Raw genomic sequence first — 20,571 nt, forward strand, 5'->3', positions numbered from 1 at the left:
CAGGCCCGGGGCAGGCGCCGACGAAGAGGCCTGACCAATTTCCGCAGGATGTCGCGCGCGTGGCATGAGACCTCCAGTTTCCCCCGGCCCTCACGATGAGGGCCTTTGCGATTCACCGCTTCTGTGACGGCGACGTGGACGTTTTAGCTTCTTACGAAAACGTTTTCTATGACAATCGAAATTGGTCAGGCCTCTTTTTGCGGATCGATGCTGGATGCTTGCGAAACTTGGGTTCAGCCGCGGGGTGGCGCGGCCGATTGCCGGGAGATCAAGCGATAGTCGAGCTTGCGCTCCTGGATCCGTGCACGGAACCTTTTGTCGCCAAAGCCGGCGATGAGCATGTCCACCGCCGCCTCGGCCATCTCCGCGATGGGCTGGTGAACCGTCGTGAGGGGCGGCCAGGATGTTTGCGCCGCCAGTGAATTGTCGAAGCCAACGACCGAGATCCGCTCCGGCACACCGACCCCGTGCTTGGCCAATGCGGCAAGCGCGCCGATGGCCATTTCATCGTTGCCGGCGAAGATGGCCGTAGGCGGCGGATCCAAGGCCAGGAGCGTTTCGGCCGCGCTGAACCCCGACATGCCAAAGAAGTTGCCGATGACAATCCAATCGTCGGGAACCGTGACGCCACATTCTCGCATGGCGGCGAGGTAGCCTTCTCGTCGGCGCACGGCGGCGCGGTGATCAGCGGGACCGCCTATGAAAGCGATGCGGCGATGGCCCATTTCCCACAGCTGCAGAGTCTGCTCCCGAGCGGCCTCCTGGTCGTCGATCCAAACGTAGGGCGAGCGTTCCAGATCGCTATTTGGCGCCAGGCGGACGTAGGGGACCCTTGCATCTTCGACCGCGGCCAGGAGGCGTGGATCGTCGCAGAGCGGCGGGGTCAGGACGAGGCCGTCAAAGGCGGCGTCGCGCAACATCAGCCCCAAGGCTTCAGGCGTGATGACCCCTTCGGGCGTCTCGATTTGCTCGACGACGAGGTGGTAGCCGGCGCGGCGGCAGGCGTTCATCGCGCCAAGCTGGACCTCTCCGACATAGTGGTAGCCGCCCAGGCGTAGAAACATGACGCCGATCAAGTAGCTGCGCCGCCCCGACAGCGCGCGCGCGGAGACGTTTGGCCGATAGCCTAGGCGATCAACGATTTCGAGGACCCGGGCGCGGACTTCAGGCCCGGCCCCCTCTCCCCGATTGAGAACCCGAGAGACCGTCGCGATTGACACACCCGCTTCGCGCGCGATGTCGATGATCGTGACGCCCTTGTCGTTGCTTTTCCCCATCGCCCAACGTCTAGCAGGAATTGCCGTCTGGACGAGTCCCGGCCTCGTCCCGCCGCAGGCCCGCAACAACAAAAAGCGACGCGCCATCTAGGCGCGCCGCCGGTCGCCGAAGCGACGAGGGGCCCGGGAACAAAGGGGCAGATCCCCGGGAAGACGCGGCGCGATCGGCCGCGCGAAGCGTGTTGCGCCTAGAAGCCCACCCGCGCGCGGATGCCGACATAGCGCTTGGAGTTGCGTGGCAGCAGCTGAGCGATCGCTCCGGCATTGGACGAGCCGGTGTAGCCAAGCGAGCTGGCGTAGTGCTGGTCGAACAGATTGTTGACGAACAGAGCCACGCGGTAGTTGTCCTCATCGCGGCCCGTGACGCCGATGCTGGCGTTGACCACGCCGTAGGCCTTCTGGCGCGAGATGGGCGTACCCAGGAGGTCGAGCATGACGGCGCTCTGATGCGTGTACTCGGCGGTGACGAAACCGTCGAAGGGCAAGCTCGGCAACTCGACGTCATAGACGCCAGCCAGCGAGTACTTGAACTTCGGCGAGTTGGCCAAGGGCTTGCCCGAAAGGTTCTGGAAGTTCGAAGCCCCCACGGGGCGGCAGCCCTGCGCGAGCGTCTGGTTGGTGTAGCAAGGCGCGTTCGTGAATTCGCGGATCGTCGCGTCGGTATAGGCGGCGGAAGCGTCGATGCGCAGGGCGCGCACCGGCTTGGCCGAAACCTCGACCTCGACGCCCTTGCTCCGCAGCGAACCCACATTGCTCAACTGCGGCACGATGGTGCCGTCCGGCTGGGTGACGCCGCCCTGGGCCTGGAAGTCGGTGAAGTCGGTCAGAAAGCCCGTGACATTGAGCTGAACGCGGTTTTCCAGAACGCGGCTCTTGAGGCCCAGCTCGTAGGCTTTGCTCGTCTCGGGACGCACCGGCTTGGCCGCTCGCCCGGGATTGAAGCCCGTGCTGATGTCGAAGCCCTGACCCTTGTAGCCCGTCGACAACGACGCATAGGCCATGACGTTTTCGGCCAGGTCCTGACGCAGCGCGACCTTGTAGGTGATGTGATCATCCTTGGCCTTGCCCGAGCAGGTCGACAAGCACGAGGCGTTGTTGGCCGGCGGGGCCGCCGTCGGCGTGCGATTGAGGAAGGTGGCCTCGATCACTTCGTGATTGAAGCGCAGACCGCCATCGACGTGGGTCTTCTCGCCGACGTGGTAGGTCATCTGGGTGAAGGCGGCCATGGTCTTGGTGCCGGCGGTCGCCGCCCAGCTCGTCGCGGCGTTGGGGCCGCGCGAGAATGAACGATCGGAGTCCCCGTCGGCGTAAAACAAGGCGAACAGGTAGTCGAGCTTGCGCGAGCCGCTCGAAACCAGCCGCAGTTCCTGCGTAAAGTTCGTCGAGTGGAACGGGCCGCCGGCCGTGGAGCCGTTGGGCAGGATGCTCGTCGGGTCGGCCGTGTTCAGCAGCGTCGGCGAACCGAGGGTGTCCAGGTCCTCCAGGAAGCGAAAGCGCCAGTCCTGGTAGCTGGTGATGGACACCAGATTGGCGACGCCCAAATCCAGGCTGGCGCGGCCGTTCAGCATGATCTGCTTGCTGGTGTTCTTCGGCTCGGTGTCGAGGCGGATCCTGTAGTTGCCATCCCCCGGCGTGAGCCCGACAGCCGATAGGGCCAGCGGCGCGCCAAAGGCGCTGGCGCCCGGATTGATGCTGCGGAACGTCCGGACCTGGCCGTCGGTCTTGGTGTTGGTGTGCGAGGCCGTCAGGGCGATGTTGAGATTGTCGGTCGGATCCAGCTCAAGTCGTCCGCGAACGCCGTAAGACCGGTCGCCGTTCAGTTTGTGACCGGTGTTGAGGTTGCGGATATAGCCGTCGCGATCACCGTAGAAGGCGTTGAGGCGGAAGCCGGCCTTGTCGGAGATCGGGCCCGAGACCATGCCTTCGACGCGCTTTTCGCCATCGCTGGTCAGCGTTCCGCCGACGGAGCCCGTCAGGGTCTTGGTCGGCTTCTGGGTGACGATGTTGATGACGCCGGCGGCGGCGTTCTTGCCGAAGAGCGTGCCTTGCGGACCGCGCAGGACTTCCAGCCGGGCGATGTCGTTGAGACCGGAAAAGGCCTGGGCCTGCTGCAGCAACGCGACGTCATCGACCACGACCGCAACGCTGGGCTCGATGCCGATGCTGAACGAGAACGTGCCGATCCCGCGCAGATTGATGCTGTTGCCGGTGGCGTTGGTGTTTTCCGTGACCGTCAAGCTGGGCGAGACGCGGACCACATCCGTGACTTGGACGACGTTCCGCGCTTCCAGTTGCTCGCTGCTGACGGCGCTGACGGCGGCGGGCACGTCCTGCAGGTTCTGTTCGCGCTTTTGCGCGGTGACGACGATCTCGTCGAGCGCCACGGCTTGGTTGGCCGACTGCGGCGCAGTCTGCGCCCAAGCCTGGCCGGAAGCCGCGATCATGGCGGCGCTCGCCATCCAAAGAAGACGCCTGTTCATTTTCCCCTCCTGCTTTTTTTAGCGAACGGTCTGTCCGATCGCGCTTAATCTGTCTTACCAATTTTTGGGTTTATGGTTTTAGCGTCAACCTCTTTTTGCCTGACAACCCACGCGATCTGGACCACAATCGGCCAGCGCGCCAGCCGGCCCGACAGGCCTGGGCGCGCACAAGCAACGCTGACGACGATTTGGGAGATACGGAATGACGGCTCGCGCAAAGGGGGGCGCAGAAAAGACGAGCCCCGTCGACGACGGCGCCGCGAGCGGAGACCGCATCTACCAAAGATTGGCCCGGCACGTTTTCGATGATCTGATCGCGGGGCGCTACGAGATCGGCAGCCGCCTGCCCGCCGAGCGCGAGCTCTGCGCCGAGTACGGCGCCAGTCGTCCCGCGGTGCGCGAGGCGCTGATTGCGCTCGAGGTCCAAGGCTACATCGATATTCGCGTGGGCTCAGGCGCCTACGTTCGGCGACTGCCGGGCCGCGAAGACCACCCAGGCTTCGCCATCACCGCCTTCGAACTGACCGAGACGCGCCTGGCGTTCGAAGGCGAGGCCGCCGCGCTGGCCGCCAATCATATCAATGACGACGAGATCGCCCGGCTTGAAATGCTGCTGGAAGACATGACGGCCGAAAACCTCCGCCCCAAGGTGACGGAGGACGCCGACCGGGCGTTCCACATGACCATCGCCCAGGCCACGCGCAACGCCGGGATCGTGCTGACCATCGAGGAGCTGTGGCGCCTGCGCTCGGCCTCGCCGGCTTGCGCGCTGCTTCACAACAAGGCCCGCAGCGCCAAGATCCGCCCCGTCGTGGCCGAGCACCGCCGCATCGTCGAGGCGCTCAAGGCCCGGGATCCGCAGGCCGCCAGGGCCGCCATGCGCGCCCACCTCGCTGCCGTGATGGATCACCTGCTCTTCACGACCGAAGAGCTGGCGCTGGAGGAAGCGCGCCGGACGGCCGCTGGCGTGCGAGCGCGCTTCTCCGCCGCCGCTCACAAAATCTGACTGACCAATTTTCCTGAATTGATCTGGCAGATTTGATTTAAGGCGCTAAGCTCGCTCCAACGCCGCCATCAGGCGACGACTGGGAGGGCATGCCGATGAGACGACTGCTACTGGCCACGGCGATGACGATCCTCGTCGCGCCAGCGATCGTCCGAGCCGAGTCGCCGGCGGCCCCGGCGCGCGCGGAGACCGCCCTGGCCGAGAACTGGCGCTTTCGCCAGGACGACACCCTGAGCGGCGCCGAAAGCCCGTCCTTCGACGACCACGACTGGCAGCCCGTCGCCGTGCCGCACACCTGGAACCGGGTTGGCCTCTATCTGCCCGGTCCGGTCGAGCGCACGCATAAGGCCGAGACCATCAACAAGACCCAGGGCGTGGGCTGGTACCGGCTGGCGTTCGCCGCGCCCAAGCTGGACGGGCGCCGCGCCTACCTGCAGTTCGATGCGGCCAGCCGCGCCGCCAAGGTCTGGCTGAACGGCGCCTACCTGGGCGAACACCAGGGCGGCTTCTCGCGCTTCCGTCTCGACGCCACCGACGCCCTGCGCGGCGAGGGCCAGAATCTGCTGGTCGTACGCACCGACAACAGCAAACCCGCGCCGGGTTCCCCGACGGCCGACAACCTGCCCCTGACCGGCGACTTCTTCGTGCATGGCGGTCTCTACCGTCCCGTCAGCTTGGTTCTCACCAACGCCGCCCATTTCGACATGCTCGATTTCGGCGGCGCCGGCGTCTATGCGAACACCGCCACGCTTTCGCCCGCCAAGGCCGAAATCCAGGTTCGCGCCAAACTCCGAAACGAAATGGCCGGAGCCTTGGCCGCCCGCGTGGTGATCAAACTCTATGACGCCGCGGGTCGCGTAGCCGCTCAAGCCAGCACGACCGCGGCCATCCCCGCCAAGGGCGCCAAGGAGGCGTCCCTCACCCTGTCGCTCGCCAATCCGCATCTTTGGAGCGGCGTGGCCGATCCGTACCTCTACCGATTGGAGACCGAACTGGTCTCCGCCGACGGCAGGGTCCTCGACCTGGTGACGACGCCCTTTGGGGTTCGCCAGATGGCGTTCGACCCCGATCGGGGCTTTCTGCTGAACGGCAAACCTTATCGCCTGCACGGCGTCGGTTATCACCAGGACCGTGAGGGCAAGGGCTGGGCGACCAGCCCCGCCGATATCGAGGACGACATGGCGACCCTGCGCGAGATGGGCGCCAACACCCTTCGACTGACCCACTACCAGCACGGTCAAGTCATCCATGATCTGGCGGACAAGTATGGCTTTGTGCTCTGGGACGAAATCCCGCTGGTCTCCGCCTGGACGTCGGGCGGCGCGCTCGAGCCGACCCCGGCCCTGATCGAGAACGCGCGTCAGCAACTCAAGGAACTGATCCGACAGAACTACAATCACGCCTCGGTCGCGACTTGGGGCATCGCCAACGAAGTCGATTTCGGCAACTCGTTCCCTGCCTTCCTGACCGGTTACCCGGACGGCAAGTCGCCCGATCCGATGCCGCTGCTGAAGTCGTTGAACGACTTGGCCCATCAGGAAGACCCAGCGCGGCCCACGGCCCTGGCGACGTGCTGCGAAGGCCGGGTTTTCGCCGCCGGCGTCGATGTGCCGACCACCGCGGAGGCCGCCGACCTGGGCGGCGCCAACCGCTATTTCGGCTGGTATTTCGGCGCGCCCGACGACCTGGGCCCGCATCTGGACGCCCTGCGCGCCAAGCGTCCGCGCCAACCCCTGTCGGTGACCGAGTATGGCGCCGGCGGCGGTGTGACCATCCACACCGACGACGTCCTGGGCGGCCCGATCGACTCCCGTGGCCGCGCGCAGCCCGAGGAGTACGAGAGCTACATTCACGAGACCGCCTGGGCGGCCCTGTCGCAGCGCCCCTATCTCTGGGGCACATGGCTTTGGAACGCCTTCGACTTCGCCACCACGATCCGTCACGAGGGCGACGCCGACGACATCAACACCAAGGGCCTGGTCACCTATGACCGCAAGATCCGCAAGGACACCTGGTACTTCTACAAGGCCAACTGGGCGACGACGCCCACGGTGCACATCAACGGCCGGCGCTATGTCGACCGCGCCTATCCGGTCACCGATGTGCGGGTGTATTCGAACGGCGCGGCGACCGAGCTTACGCTGAACGGACACTCGCTGGGATCGCTCAGCGACTGTCCGCAGCGGATCTGCGTTTGGCCGGCCGTGCGCCTGGCGCCGGGCGAGAACGTCCTGATTGCCCGCGCCGATTTCGGCGGCCGCCCCTTCGAGGACCGTATCACCTGGAAGCGCCCGGCCGACACAGCCGCGCCATTCCGCATCGACGCCGGCGCGATCGTCGGCGCGGGCAAGATCACGGCCTTTGGCTCCGACGCCTTCTTCAAGGGCGGCGAGGCTCAGTCGGCCAATACCCCGGCCGACTACGGACGCCCCGCCGCGCGGGCCCAGATCAGCGGAACCGACGAGATCGATGTGACCGCCAGCTATCGCCAAGGCCGTTTCATCTATGCGATCCCGGCCGCGCCCGGCCGCTATCGCGTGAGCCTGACCTTCGTCGAGCCCAAGCTGGCGAGCGGCGAGCGGCGCTTCGACATCGTCGCCAACGGCGCGCGGGTGCTTGGCGACCTTGATATTTCGGCGCAGGCCGGCGGTCCGCTGAAGGCGCTGAACAAGACGTTCGAGACCAGCGCCGGCGACCAGGGCCTGACGTTGGAGTTCACCCCCACCAAGGGCGAGGCGATCGTCTCCGCGATCGAGATCACGCCCCTCCCCGCCTCCAGGCCATAGGATTCCAAGACGTGTTGATGACGTAGGCTTTGCGAACCATGTCGCGTCCGCCGGTCCTTTCGAGCTTGGCGAGCAACCGATTGTAGGTCGATTGTCGTATAGGCCTGCCATCGCGCAGAGAGCGAAAGTACTCAACGGTCCGGCATCGACGGCGCGCCGAACGTCGAGACATCGCCTATGTGCGGTAGCTCGGATCGATCCGGTCCAGCTTTCGCAACAGCGCCGGCCAGGCCCATCTTTCGGCCACGCCTGCGTCCTGCGCCATTCGGGCCTGATCGGCGACCTTTTCGACAACGCCTTGGTGCGGCTCATTGAGGCCCGCACGCTCGGCGCCGCCCAACGCGAAGACCTGGATCGAGCATGCGCGCTCCAATTGGTGCATGCGCACGAACGCCTCGGCGACGGTCGTCCCGATGGTCAACGTACCGTGGTTTCGGAGGATCATCGCCTTCTTGTCCCCGAGGTCCGCGACGATACGCTCGCGCTCATCCAGGTCGGTCGCGAACCCTTCGAGGTCGTGATAGGCGACTTCTGAGTAGACGGTCATCGCGGTCTGCGAGTGTGGCAGGAGCGCGTCCTTGGTCATGGCGACCGCCTGTCCATGCAGTGAATGCAGATGCAACACCGCGCCCGCCCCGTCGCGGCCTTCTTCTCCATGACGTCGTGGCCCGTCTCGATCAGCCAAGTCTCGTGTCGTCCGGATCGCGCAACGCCCTCCCCTCCTTGTCGAGGCGAGCTTGGCCGCTCTATACCGGCTATCCACCTTTTCTCGCCGATCCGAAGGTCTGCATAGCCGGCCCGGGGCGCGCTAAAAGCCGCCGCGAGTTGTCGCTTCCAAATCATGGCGCTGCCAAGCTGTCGGCAGATTTCAGTGAGAGGACTCCTGGAAGACGCCCGCGCCTCTCTGGATAGAGCAGCATCAAAGCGCGCTTCCGGAAGACTAATGTGGGGTCTCAATTCTCCTCAACGATCGCGAGACCCCACGCAGCCAGGTCAATTTTCTGCCCGCTGGCAACCTTCCTGTCTTGCAGCAATTCGGTTCCGGCTCGCGCCACTGTCAATTGCTGCGGCGTCGCGGAGTAATTGAATATGTATCGAACAGCGTGTCCGTTCCTCAAAGTCCCACCGCGAACGATCAGCGGGAATCGGACGCCGGGAATAGTCGGCTCGACGCCGGCCCGTTCGACCTCGCCAGCCACGATTTTCTCTATCACCGCGTCACTCGGCATGAAGCCGATGTAGCTGACTTCTCCCTTGCCCCACGTATTTCGGGTCATCGCCGCGTCTGCCGGCCAAGATGGATGTTTGTAACGCGCGACCACCTTGGCCGTCGTTGGCTGCAGCATCTCCATCCACCAGCGAGCCTTGTTGTCGGCCTCTCCCACACCGAACGGATCGCCATCGAGCGAGACATTCTCGGGCGTGGTGAACAGTTGATAGCTGACCCCCGCTGCCTGGGAAATCGCACCCGGCTGCGTCGCGTAACGGACCTTGACGTTTTCGTCCGAGAAGCCGCTCTTGAAAGTATAGACAAGATGACCTCCGCGTTTGGCGTAATCATTGAGCCGCGCGATTTCAGCATCGCTGGCCGCGTACAATGCGGGCACAACGATCAGCTTGTAGTTATCGAGCTTCATCGTTGAATCGGGCGACAGGATATCGACTTCAACATTCATCCGGTAGAGCGCATCATAGAATGGGCGCAGAACCTGATTATATTCGATGCCACTTGGTTTGAACGAATTAAACGCGCTGAGCGCCCTGTTGCTGACGTAAATCGCCACGCTGTTGCGCTTGGTCATGCCGGCAAGCTTTGGCCCCAGTCGCTTGAAGTCGGCGCCGACGGTGCTCGCCTCTTCGTAGACCGGATTGGGCTTATAATCCTGCGTGAGCAGACCGCGCCAATAGGTTTCGATCGCGTTGGCGGTGGTCGCCCAATGCCAATAGGCGACCATCTGCGCCCCGGAGGCGACGTGGCTAAAAGCCTGGAGGCGAAGCTGACCAGGATAAGGCGTCCATTGGGCCCATCCCTGGGCCTCCGTTTCTATCACCAGATAATTTTGACCGTTGCGAATCGACCGCGCGAGGTCGCCGCCGAAGGCGATCTCCGCTCCCGTCAGCTTATCCTGGCTGGGATGATAGATGTCGATCCCGGCGATATCGAGGGGCTTGGCCGAATTCCAATGATCGACTTCCGGCTGGATGCCGTAGGAAGTCTCACGCCACCCCAGGTCGAAATTCTGCGTCAGAAATTGGCCGGGTCGGGCGTGGGCGCGGACGATCTTCGCCTGCCAGGTCAGGAAATCGGTGACGAGCCCGCGCTGGAACGCGGCGAACGCGTTGGACATGCTGGCGTTGATCGATGCGTTGGTTGAGGGGAAATCCTCCCAGCGATTGATCCGGTTGCTCCAATAATTGAGGCCCCATGCATCGTTCAATGCATCGAGGCTGGGCCACTTTTGCTTCATTTGAGCAACGAAGGCAGCCTGCACATTGGGACCGCTGCTACTGTAAGCCTTGGTCTCATTATCGAGCTGGTACCCGATGACCGCCGGATGATCCTTTACATGATCGACCAGCGCCACGATTACGCGCTCGGCCGCCGCGCGGTAATCTGGATCACTAATGTCCATGTTCTGCCGGGGCCCATATTGCGCTCGAACGCCGTTGGGCCCGACAACAAGCACGTTGGGATGCTCTCGGGCGAGCCAGGTCGGGATCGCGTAAGTCGGCGTGCCGACGATCACCTTGATGCCCTGCTTGTGCATCGCCGCCAGCACCCTATCGACGTGGCTGAAGTCGAACACGCCCGGCTGCGGTTCCAGAGTGCCCCAGGTGGACTCGGCAATCCGCACGACCGTTATCCCGGCCGCTTTCATCATCCGGGCGTCCTCATCGACACGGTCGACCGGCGTATATTCGTCGTAATAGGCGACCCCGTAGAGGATGGTGTCCGGCACTTGCGCGTGCGCTGACGCGACGCCAATTGTGGCGCTCGCCAGCCAAAATGCGCCCCAAAACGCCCTCCAAAACGGTCTCATAGCGCTCTCCATTTGTCGGACATAATAAAAGCCTCGACGGGCGATGCAATGGTGCGCTGAGCCCTGTCTGCGGGAGGTTGCGGTGTTCACGCTGGTGTCAAACCTACTGGATTCCCTGAGAAACGATGGATGAGCGACAATACGGGACAACTATAGACGACCTCTTGCCCTGGATAAGGGCCTAGAAGCGAGCGACGGTCCACGCCTGATCGGCAACTGCTCGATCTGATCATTGCCGAAAAATGGCGCTGCTTGGCCTAGCCGCCCCCCGGGCCACGTTGAATACGTTGGCAAGGATGTTGCGCCAGGACTGAGATCAGGCCATTTGTCTGACAAGCAGAGTGCAGACGGAGGCGAGACGACCATGCTTGATAAGAGCTTTGGCATGTCACGGCGTGGCCTACTGCTCACGAGCGCCGCCGTCGTTTTCGCGAGCCGCCAGCGCGCCTATGCAGCCGTTCGACCCAACAAACCGGATATTCTGGTGCGGGATGGGGACGCGACGGTGACTGTGTTCGCGCTTAGCGACCGCGCCTTCCGGGTCCGCGTCTCCCGGAACGCCGATCCCGGCGATGCGGCCAGCGAGATGCTGGGGGGCTCACCTTTGCGTCCCTTGGTCCGCAAAACCAGTCTTTCGGCGGGCGTACGCCTGGACGTTCCACATGCGCGGTGCGACTGGGATGCAAAATCGCGACGCCTGTCGTTCTTTGATCGCGACGGCGCCCTTCTCCTCGCCGAAGCGCCGGGAACTCGCCGGATCGACCCGCATATGATCGACGGCGAGCCGACGCAGGCGGTAACGCAGGGATTTGTCAGTCCGCCCGACGAACGTCTGTATGGCACGGGCTGCTTCCAGGACGGCCATCTCAACATCCGCAGCCTGCCGCGGCGGCTTACGCAGGTCAACACCCAGATCAGCCAGCCCTTCATGTTGTCCAGCAAGGGCTATGGCCTGCTTTGGCACAATGACGGCATGGCGGAGATCAACACGCCCGGCCAGGCGATACCGCTGGTGCGGCAGACGGTGGCCGGCGCCGCGCAAACGACCGATGTCACGACGAGCAGCGGCAATGCGCGCGTCGAGCGACGAGAGGCGGAATTCGTCGGGCGATTCACCGTCACGCGGAGGGGCGGCCACGCCTTCCTGCTCGATCTTGGGCGGAAGATGTCGTCACGCCATTATGTCGAAATCGACGGCAAGCCGGCGACCGACCTCGCCAGCCCGTGGCTGCCCCCTACGGCGAGTTTTCTGCGCGAACTGGAGCCAGGCGAGCATAGCGTTCTGGTCCGGGCGCTGCAGGAGGATGAGCCGGTACTGACCTTCGGCCCGATCGAAGACCGCACGACCTGGTCGTCGCCCGTGTCCGAGGGAATAGACTATGTGGTCATCGCCGGGCCGAACGCGGCCGAGGTGATGGCGGGCTATCACGAGCTTCTCGGGCCGCAGCCGATGATGCCGTTGTGGGCGCTCGGATACATTCACTGTCGCGAACGATTTCATTCGTCCGAAGAGATATTGGCGACCGCGCACGAGTTTCGCCGCCGCAAGCTGCCCTGCGACATGATGGTTCAGGATTGGCAGTACTGGGGCAAGTATGGCTGGAACGCGATGCGTTTTGACGAGGATCATTATCCTGATCCCGCCGGGCTCGTGCGCGATCTCCATGCGCTGGACATGCGTTTGATGCTTTCGGTCTGGTCTAAGGTCGGAAAGGAAACCGAGCTTGGCAAGGAAGTGGCCGCCCGCGATTTCTATGTTCCCGGCGCCGACTGGATCGACTTCTTCAATCCGGCCGCGGCTCGCTTCTACGGCCAGACCCAGAACGATCGCCTTGCCTCGCTCGGGATCGATGCTTGGTGGCAGGATGCGACCGAACCGGAGAATGACGATCTGGTCGGGCGCTCCATCTACGCCGCCCCCGGTCACAGGCAGCCTGGCGAGAAGCGCCGCAATCTCTATTCATTGCAGGTCAGCCGAGCCGTCTACGAGGCGCAGCGCGGCGCCTATCCCGATAAGCGGGTCATGATCCTCACGCGATCGGCCGCGCCCGGACAGCAGCGCTACGCGGCCGCGACTTGGTCAGGCGACATCGGCAATGATTGGGAGACGCTGCGCCGCCAGATCCCGGCCGGGCTCAACATGGCCGCGGCGGGCCAGGCATGGTGGACGGTCGACGCAGGCGGTTTTTTCCGGCCGGGCAAGGGACAATATACCGATCCGGCCTATCACGAGCGCTTCATTCGCTGGTTCCAGTTCGCGACGTTCCTGCCGATGCTGCGTGTCCACGGCTACATGACGGACACAGAATTCTGGCGATTTGGCGAGACGGTCGAGGGCATTGCGCGTTCCTATCTCGAACTGCGATACCGATTATTGCCCTATACCTACGCGCTTGCGGCGGAGGCGTCTTCCCACGGCATGCCCGTCATTCGTCCTCTGACGTTCGACTTTTCCGACGATGCGGCGGCGCTAGATCAGGTTCATGCCTACATGTTCGGCCCTGCCATCCACGTGGCGCCGGTGGTCGCGCCGGACGCGCGCGAGTGGGATGTCTATCTGCCACGAACGGCCGGCGGCTGGTACGACTTCTGGACCGGTGTCCATCGCGAGGGCGGGCGAGAGCATCGGGTGCCGGCCGACCTCGACCGGATACCGCTCCATGTCCGCGCAGGCAGCATCCTGCCGCTCGGCCCGGTCCGCCAATCGACGGTGGACCTGGCGGGCGGCGACCTCGATCTGCTGGTTTATCCCGGACGTGACGCCGCGGCCACGCTCTATGACGACGATGGAACGTCCTATCGCTATGAGACCGGAGCGGCAGCGCGCACGGCGCTTGATTGGGACGACGCGACAGGAGCGTTGACGATCGGCGCCCGCAGGGGCGGTTTTGCTGGCATGAAAGCGCAGCGGACGCTCCGTGCGCACCTCATGGGCCCGGAACGCGCAGCGCTCGCCTTCGGCCGGGCGCCCGAAGCTTCCTACACGGGACAGGCTGTCAGACTCCTGTTGCGGACATAAACACGCCAGAGGGACATGCGGGTGCGGCTGTGGCGAACTGCTCCTTCGCATGCCCGCATAAGGAACCGGACCGTGCCTGGCAAGCATGCCGGCTCGGGCTGTAAGACCCGTCGTGCTTCATCGTCGGCGCCGCCGCCGAGGTCACCCCGGTGGCCGAGATCGGCGAGTTCACCTTCAAGCCGGGCGCGATCTCGCTGTCGCTGATGGACGACTATGCCCGTCTGGTGCGGCGGGAGCTGGTGGAAGCCCCCAATCACAAGCGGTCAGGGCTAGAGGCTGGCCCTGCCCGGCAACAGCGACCGGAAACTCGGCTTGCGACGCTCAATGATCTTCTTGAGCGCGAAGCTCGACTGGATGTGCGCCACGCCGGCGATGGGCGTCAGCGTGTCGGTCAACAGCGCCTGGTATTCGTCCAAGTCGCGCACGACCACCCGCAGCAGATAGTCCGCCCCGCCCGTCATCATGAAGCAACTGACGATCTGCGGGATTTTGACGATCTCGGCCTCGAAGGCCGTCAACGCATCCTTCGCCTGCCGATCAAGCGTCACCGAAACGAAGATGCTGATCGCGCCAAGGAAGCGCGCCTCGTCGAGTTCAGCGCCATACCCGGTGATATAACCTTCCTGTTCCAGGCGACGCACCCGGCGCAGGGTCGGGGTCAGGGACAGCCCGACCGTCTCGGAGAGATCGCGCCAACTCATCCGCCCCTCGTCACCGAGTGCGGCCAGAATACGCAGATCGATGCGATCCAGATCCTTGATAACAGTATTCATGCGGCCCGGCCTCAACGCAGCGGCTCAAGGGCCGCCGGGTGATCCCTAGCGCATTTCAACACCTATTCGCCGAGCTCGTAGCGCAAACGGCCTAATAATATAGGCTCGAGTCCGTAAAATTGGCAAAAATCTACAACGCTTGGCGATACTGTTGATTCAGTAGTCATTTCAAAAGGGCGAGACTAACACTCTCGATTCCCTCAATTTCTGCGTGCGCAAAGGCGCATGATCTTTCCATGCCTGCATCTTGTTTTGACTTGTTATTGATGATATGGCCAAAAATGATGCTTCTGCATTCAATTCAATAATGAACATCGTTATGTATTCCTGCGACGCCTTCCATCGAGGTTGATGGTCCCCGTATCACAATTTGGGGGATGACCATGGTCACCGATGAGCGGAAGAATTGGGCGCGGCCGCTGAAGGCGCTTCTATTGGCAGGTGTGGCGGGCATGGCCGCCACGGGCGCAACAGCGCAAACGACCAGCGCCGGGGCGGGAGCCGAAAGCGACACGGCGATGGAGGAGATCGTGGTGACGGCGCTCAAGCGCTCCACCAGCCTGCAAACCACGCCGGCGGCGATCTCAGCGGTCACCGGCCAGACCCTGGCCCGTATGGGCGTGACCGACTCCCAGGATCTGTCCAAGATCGCGCCAGGCCTGATCATTCGCGAGAACCCACTCGGCGGCGCCCGAGTGACCATCCGCAACATCCGCGCCGCGGGCGAACCCACCGTCGGGGTCTATTACGACGAGACGCCGATCATCGGCAGCTCTGGCGTGACCAACGATTCCGGCTCGAGCACGCCGGACATCCGCCTGTTCGACGTGGACCGGGTGGAGGTGCTGCGCGGTCCGCAGGGCACGCTCTATGGCGCCGGATCGATGGCCGGGACGGTGCGCATCCTCTTCCAGCAGCCCAAGAACGACATCTACGAGGGGCAGATCACCACGCAGGCCTCCGACACCGCTCACGGCGGCTATGGCGGAGAAGTTCAGGGCATGGTCAACCTGCCGCTGGTCGAAGACCGTCTGGCCGCCCGCGTCGTGGCCTTCTATCGCGACCACGACGGCTACATCGATGACTCGACGCTGCACCTGAAGAACATCAACGACCAGACCTCCAAAGGCGGGCGTTTGATGCTGCGGTTCACGCCCTCGGACCGGTTGACGCTCGACGCGATGGCCGTGGTTCAGACCACGCGAGCCTCGATCAACAACTGGTCGCTGTCGGCGGGGCCGTTCGACGCCAACTACGCGACGCTGCAGCCCTATGATGACGACCTTCACCTCTACAGCCTGTCGGCCAAATGGGACCTCGACTTCGCGACGGTCACCGCCAACGCTTCCTATTCGCGCCGGGAGATGGCCTACAACTACGACTTCTCAACCTACTTCACCTATGTCGCCGGCCGCCTGACCAATGGCTCGGCCGCGCAGCAACTGGCGCTGTCCCAGGTCCCGTCGACGGCCTATTCGCCCCAGGTCACCGACACCTACACCCAGGAACTGCGGATCTCCTCGCATGAGGGCGGCCCCCTGCAATGGACGGCGGGGGTCTATAATTCCCGGCGCGAGGGCGACATCGACAGCTACGTGGTCGCCGCCGACGCGACGACGGGGCGCATGGTCACGCCCTTGACCGAGACCGCCTCGACCAGCGGCGGCGTCACCCGCCCAACCAACGTCTACTACCATCGCTCGGTCGACGACGTGCTCAAGCAAACGGCCGCCTTCGGCGAGGGCACGTTGAGCTTTGGCCCCAAGATCGACCTGACGGTGGGCACGCGCTATTTCGACTACAAGAAGTCCGTCGTCGGCGCGGTCCTTGTCGGCAATACGCTGATCGGCTCCGCGATCTCGGCCCCCGCGCTCTATCAGACCCAGGAGGACGGCTGGGTCTCCAAGCTCAATCTCAGCTACAAGGCCACGCACGACATCCTGGTCTATGGCGAGGCGTCCCAGGGCTACCGGCCCGGCGGCGTCAACCAGGTCATCGGGCTGCCGGCTTCGCTGGCCCCCTACCAGTCCGACAGCCTGTGGAATTACGAGCTGGGAACCAAGACCGCCTGGTTCGGGCGTCGCCTGACCCTCAATGTCGACCTATTCCGGATCGACTGGAAGAACATGCAGGTGACCGGCACGACGAGCACGCAGTCGAACGGCAGCACCTTCTCGTTCATCTCCAACGCGGGCGACGCGCGCTCGCAGGGCGTCGAATTCGACGCCAACTACCAGCCGATGGCGGGACTTCAACTGCAATTATCCGGCTCCTACATCGACGCCAAGCTGATGTCGAACCAGATGAGCAGCGTGCTGAACGCCCCGGGCCTCAAGGGCGACAAGATCCCTTATGTGCCGGAAGCGACCTTGCAGGGCTCGATCCAGTACGGATGGGCGGCCAGTGACGACCTGCAAGCCAGCGTCCGCGCCGACGTCACCTACAACTCCACGTCCTGGACCCAATTTCGGCGCACCAACGCGACCCTCCAGAAGCTTCCCGGCTTCGCGACGGTCGGCGCCCGAGCCGGTCTCGAGAGCCGCGGCGGCGGCTGGAGCGCGTCGGTGTTCGTGTCCAACCTCTTCGACGAGCTTGGCCTGAGCGAGAAGGGTAACAGCGTCATCTACGGCAGCGCCACGGCGGTTCGCGCCGTCAGCATCACCCCGCGAACGATCGGCTTCGACCTGAGCAAGCGCTTCTAGGCGGACAAGGCGCGGCGCGGTTCGTCCGCGCCGCCAGGCATGCGAATCCAAGGACGAAATCCATGAGAACGACGTTCAAGCTTCTGCGCCTTGGCGCCCTCGCCGCGGCCCTCGCCCTGCCTCTGGCCGGACCGGCCCTGGCGCTCGACAAGGTCATCCACGCCGGAAAGCTGTTCGACGGCGCCTCCGGCCGCATTCAGTCGAACATGTCGATCCTCGTGCACGACGACAGGATCACCAAGGTGGTCGACGGTTTCGTCAGCCCCGCGGGCGCCGAGGTCATCGACCTTTCCGGCCAGACCGTGCTGCCGGGCTTCATCGACGTCCACGTGCACATCGCCGTCAGCGGCCTGGACGCCAAGATGCGCAACTCGCCCGAGGACCAGACCCTGACCGCGGCGGACAACGCCCGCAAGACGCTGATGGCCGGCTTCACGAGCGCGCGCGATTGTGGGGGCGACATCGAGGTCACCGCCGCGCTCAAGCGCGCCATCAACAAGGGCCTGGTTCCCGGCCCCAGGCTTTGGGTCGCCGGCCAGCCTCTTGGCCCCACCGGTGGTCACGGCGACCCGTCCAACGATGTCGACGCCAGCTGGGATCGGCACGACGAATGGATGTTGGGCGTCGTCGACAGCCCCGAGGCCGCCGTGCGGGCGGTGCGCAAGCTGCGCCAGCGCGGCGCCGACCTCATCAAGATCATGCCCAGCGGCGGCGTCGCCAGCGTCGGCGACGATCCCAACCTGCAACTGATGACCGACGCCGAGATCTCGGCCGTCGTGCAAACCGCCCATAGCCTGAACATGAAGGTCGCCGCCCACGCCCATGGACGCGCGGCGATCGACGCGGCCGTCCGCCTGGGCGTGGATTCGATCGAACACGGCACCTATGCCGGCCCCGAGAGCTATGCGGCCATGAAGCAAAAGGGCGTCTACCTGGTCGGCACGCTCACCGTGGCGCAGGACATCTATCGCATCGCCACGACCACTCCGGACAAGCTGCCGCCGGGCGTGGCGCAAAAGGCCATCGCGGTGACGCCGACCATGATGGGCAACGTCGCCAACGCCTACAAGGCCGGCGTCAAGCTGGCCCTGGGCACCGACACGTTTGGCCTGCGCCCGCATGGGCAGAACGGCGCGGAGTTCGAATACCTCGTCCAGGCCGGCGTCTCGCCCGCCGACGCGATCCTGGCCGGCACGCGCAACGGCGCCGACCTGATCGGCTCCAGCGACATCGGCGTCATCGCGCCCGGCCGCTACGCCGACCTCGTGGCGGTCGCCGGCGACCCGCTCTCCGACATCAAGCTGCTGGAGAACGTGCAGTTCGTGATGAAGGGCGGCGCCGTCTACAAGAGCAATGGGCACGCCGTCGATGGCCGCCCCTAGCGCCCAGGCATCTCGCCCATCTTCCGCACCGGGCAAGCACACCCTGCTGGAAGACGCGCACGCCCTGGTCCTGGCGTCGCTGTTCATCGCCGTCGGCATCGCGTTCCTCAAGGCTGCGGGCCTGTTCACCGGCGGCTTGGCGGGCGCGGCGCTCATTCTCTCCTACGGCGTGAAGGCGCCCGTGAGCGTGATCTTCTTCGCGCTCAACGCGCCCTTCCACCTCCTGGCCTGGCGGTTTTTCGGGCGCGGCTTCGCGTTCAAGACGATCATCACCAACCTGCTGCTTGTCGCCATGGGCCTGCTGATCCCGAACTGGCTGGGCCTGGCGGCGGTTTCTCCGCTGTTCGCGGCCCTTTTCGGCGGGGCCTTGATCGGTTTCGGCATCATGGCGCTTGCCCGCCACGGCGCCAGCGTCGGGGGCACCGGCGTGCTGGCGATCTACATGCAAGAGCGCCATGGCGTCAGCGCCGGCCTCGTCCAACTCGTTTTCGACGCGATCATCGTCGGAGCGGGGTTCTTCGTCATGCCGCCGCGCGAGGTTCTCTTGTCGATTGTCAGCGCCGCCGCGCTTAGCGGCGTTCTGATGATCAACCACAAGCCGGGGCGCTATGTGGCGGGCTCATCGCCGAAGCCGGGGCGAGCAACCCCACGCCAAATCGGAATTTCGCACGCCGGCGGACCAGGCGAGCTGGACAAGAAGACACGAACGCCGCGGTGATCTGGGCCGGCTGCGGTAAGGGGCGGCTAGCGCCACTAGGGGCCGTGGGCCGCATCGCTTAACATGTTGGGACATTTTCATTGATCATTTGGGACAATTCGCCAGGTAGGTTTCCATGGCCACCTCCACTCGCCTCCACCCTGATAGCCCCCAAGCCGGACGTCGCGGGGCAGATCGAAGCTCTGATCCGTGAAATTCTGCCAAATCACCGATGCTCTATCGAGCACGTGCGCCAGCGCCTCGCTTTGGATCGTCGAACACTATCAAGACGGTTGAAAGCACAAGGAAATACATACTCGTACATTCTGAATCGCGTGCGCCGGGACATGCTCCATGACTACATGAGGCGCGATGATATTTCTCTAACGTATATTACGAGACTCCTGGGCTTCTCTAGCCTACCAGCGTTATCACGCTGGCGAAGCTAGTATGATGACAGGCCCTAGCTTCGGAAACTGGAGCGCACGGGCGAAGCCCTCTGGGCCCGCGGCGACGTCTACGTATCCGCTTTCACAATGCCAGAGGGCCCAATGCGCCGGGGCGACGGCAAGGCTTCAAAGTCCAAAGGCCCCGCCAAGCTGTCCTAATTGGATAAATGACGCGTGCGTCTCCGGCGGGCGACACGCCTAAAGATTGCATTGCAGCTCTATCCCATGCGGGATTCGAACGCATAGAGCCGCCGATTCTACGATTCTTGCGCAAAAAAAGACCCGCCATTCAACTTTGGCGGGCTCTGGCGTGGGCTAGCGCAGTCTGGCGTAGGGCACTCGTACGATCGGCGAAGGATGGCGCGCCCTGCTGGATTCGAACCAGCGACCGCTCGCTTAGAAGGCGAGTGCTCTATCCAACTGAGCTAAGGGCGCGAACCTGGGAAACCTTGGGGCCGAACGGCTAGTGCGTCCAGGGTTGGCGGCGGCCGGCGGCGAAGTTGTCGGCATAGGTCTTGATGATGCGCTTGGGCGTCTTGGGCTCGAACAGCTGGAACGAGATTTCATGGCGCTGGGCGTAGGCGATCGCCTCGTCGCGGGTCTCGAAGCTCAGGCGGACCTGGCCGTTCATGTCGCTCGACTGGGTCCAGCCCATCAGCGGGTCGGAACGTCTGGCCGAGGCCGGCTCGAATTCCAGCACCCAGTCGGTGGTCTTGGCCTTGCCGGACTGCATGGCGGTCTTGGCGGGGCGGTAGATGCGCGCGAGCATGAGCCTCTCCAGGTCGTTCCTTGCCCCCAGAAGGGGCCTGCGGTGGTCGGAGCGGCAGGATTTGAACCTGCGACCCTCTGGTCCCAAACCAGATGCGCTACCAGGCTGCGCTACGCTCCGGAACACCGGCAGGCGCGTGCTCTACAGGGCTTCGCCGCGCGGGGCAACGCGCCACGTCCAGCTTTCCGGT

Annotated in this window: 12 protein-coding genes, 2 tRNA genes and 1 pseudogene; 7 read left to right on the plus strand and 8 right to left on the minus strand. The window is 64.2% G+C overall.

What is annotated here, in order from left to right:
* Window positions 1-233: 233 nt before the first annotated feature.
* Both ASD79_RS18990 and ASD79_RS18995 read right to left on the minus strand, forming a co-directional pair.
* Window positions 234-1,364 carry a LacI family DNA-binding transcriptional regulator gene (locus tag ASD79_RS18990; RefSeq protein WP_235524523.1) on the minus strand — a complete coding sequence of 377 codons (1,131 nt, stop codon included), beginning with the start codon at window positions 1,362-1,364 and terminating at the stop codon, window positions 234-236.
* Between the two features lie 101 nt (window positions 1,365-1,465).
* Window positions 1,466-3,721 carry a TonB-dependent receptor gene (locus ASD79_RS18995; RefSeq protein ID WP_235524524.1) on the minus strand — a complete coding sequence of 752 codons (2,256 nt, stop codon included), beginning with the start codon at window positions 3,719-3,721 and terminating at the stop codon, window positions 1,466-1,468.
* Window positions 3,722-3,959: 238 nt separating this feature from the next.
* Between ASD79_RS18995 and ASD79_RS19000 the strand changes: the two genes are divergently transcribed.
* Both ASD79_RS19000 and ASD79_RS19005 read left to right on the plus strand, forming a co-directional pair.
* Window positions 3,960-4,763 carry a FadR/GntR family transcriptional regulator gene (locus ASD79_RS19000; protein ID WP_082585026.1) on the plus strand — a complete coding sequence of 268 codons (804 nt, stop codon included), beginning with the start codon at window positions 3,960-3,962 and terminating at the stop codon, window positions 4,761-4,763.
* Between the two features lie 95 nt (window positions 4,764-4,858).
* On the plus strand, window positions 4,859-7,549 hold the full coding sequence (locus tag ASD79_RS19005; RefSeq protein WP_056724531.1) for a glycoside hydrolase family 2: 2,691 nt from the start codon (window positions 4,859-4,861) through the stop codon (window positions 7,547-7,549).
* A gap of 175 nt (window positions 7,550-7,724) precedes the next feature.
* Here ASD79_RS19005 and ASD79_RS19010 read toward each other — a convergent pair whose 3' ends face one another.
* Window positions 7,725-8,312 (minus strand): class II aldolase/adducin family protein, encoded by a 588-nt coding sequence (locus tag ASD79_RS19010; RefSeq protein WP_082585027.1) that lies wholly within the window; start codon window positions 8,310-8,312, stop codon window positions 7,725-7,727.
* Window positions 8,313-8,502: 190 nt separating this feature from the next.
* Complete coding sequence (locus ASD79_RS19015; protein ID WP_082585028.1) at window positions 8,503-10,590, minus strand: beta-galactosidase; 2,088 nt, start codon at window positions 10,588-10,590, stop codon at window positions 8,503-8,505.
* Window positions 10,591-10,954: 364 nt separating this feature from the next.
* On the opposite strand from ASD79_RS19015, the gene ASD79_RS19020 reads away from it, so the two are divergent.
* Together ASD79_RS19020 and ASD79_RS25210 are read left to right on the plus strand one after the other, a co-directional pair.
* Window positions 10,955-13,609: a TIM-barrel domain-containing protein gene (locus tag ASD79_RS19020; protein ID WP_056724535.1), complete on the plus strand. Its 2,655-nt coding sequence runs from the start codon at window positions 10,955-10,957 to the stop codon at window positions 13,607-13,609.
* Between the two features lie 113 nt (window positions 13,610-13,722).
* Window positions 13,723-13,851 (plus strand): annotated as a pseudogene (locus ASD79_RS25210) (branched-chain amino acid aminotransferase); the annotation flags it as partial.
* Between the two features lie 27 nt (window positions 13,852-13,878).
* On the opposite strand, the gene ASD79_RS19025 reads toward ASD79_RS25210, so the two are convergent.
* Complete coding sequence (locus ASD79_RS19025) at window positions 13,879-14,382, minus strand: Lrp/AsnC family transcriptional regulator (protein WP_056724537.1); 504 nt, start codon at window positions 14,380-14,382, stop codon at window positions 13,879-13,881.
* Window positions 14,383-14,765: 383 nt separating this feature from the next.
* Here ASD79_RS19025 and ASD79_RS19030 point away from each other — a divergent pair, with 383 nt between their 5' ends.
* The 3 genes from ASD79_RS19030 (at window position 14,766) to ASD79_RS19040 (ending at window position 19,184) form a co-directional block, all read left to right on the plus strand.
* Window positions 14,766-17,084, plus strand: coding sequence for a TonB-dependent receptor (locus tag ASD79_RS19030; RefSeq protein ID WP_162252384.1), 2,319 nt, complete (start codon window positions 14,766-14,768; stop codon window positions 17,082-17,084).
* 62 nt (window positions 17,085-17,146) lie between these two features.
* Window positions 17,147-18,466, plus strand: coding sequence for an amidohydrolase family protein (locus ASD79_RS19035; RefSeq protein WP_056724542.1), 1,320 nt, complete (start codon window positions 17,147-17,149; stop codon window positions 18,464-18,466).
* Window positions 18,438-19,184, plus strand: a complete 747-nt coding sequence (locus ASD79_RS19040; protein WP_235524526.1) for a YitT family protein — start codon at window positions 18,438-18,440, stop codon at window positions 19,182-19,184. The genes ASD79_RS19035 and ASD79_RS19040 overlap by 29 nt, the downstream gene beginning before the upstream one ends.
* 786 nt (window positions 19,185-19,970) lie before the next feature.
* On the opposite strand, the gene ASD79_RS19045 is transcribed toward ASD79_RS19040, so the two are convergent.
* From ASD79_RS19045 to ASD79_RS19055, 3 genes are all read right to left on the minus strand, one after another.
* A tRNA-Arg gene (locus ASD79_RS19045) sits at window positions 19,971-20,047 on the minus strand.
* Window positions 20,048-20,075: 28 nt separating this feature from the next.
* The gene (locus tag ASD79_RS19050) at window positions 20,076-20,381 is read right to left on the minus strand and encodes an ETC complex I subunit (RefSeq protein ID WP_007667148.1); all 306 of its coding nucleotides are present in this window, start codon (window positions 20,379-20,381) and stop codon (window positions 20,076-20,078) included.
* Window positions 20,382-20,424: 43 nt separating this feature from the next.
* A tRNA-Pro gene (locus tag ASD79_RS19055) sits at window positions 20,425-20,501 on the minus strand.
* Window positions 20,502-20,571 lie beyond the last annotated feature (70 nt).

The sequence above is a fragment of the Caulobacter sp. Root655 genome (genome assembly GCF_001427665.1).
In the GTDB taxonomy this organism is placed as follows: domain Bacteria; phylum Pseudomonadota; class Alphaproteobacteria; order Caulobacterales; family Caulobacteraceae; genus Caulobacter.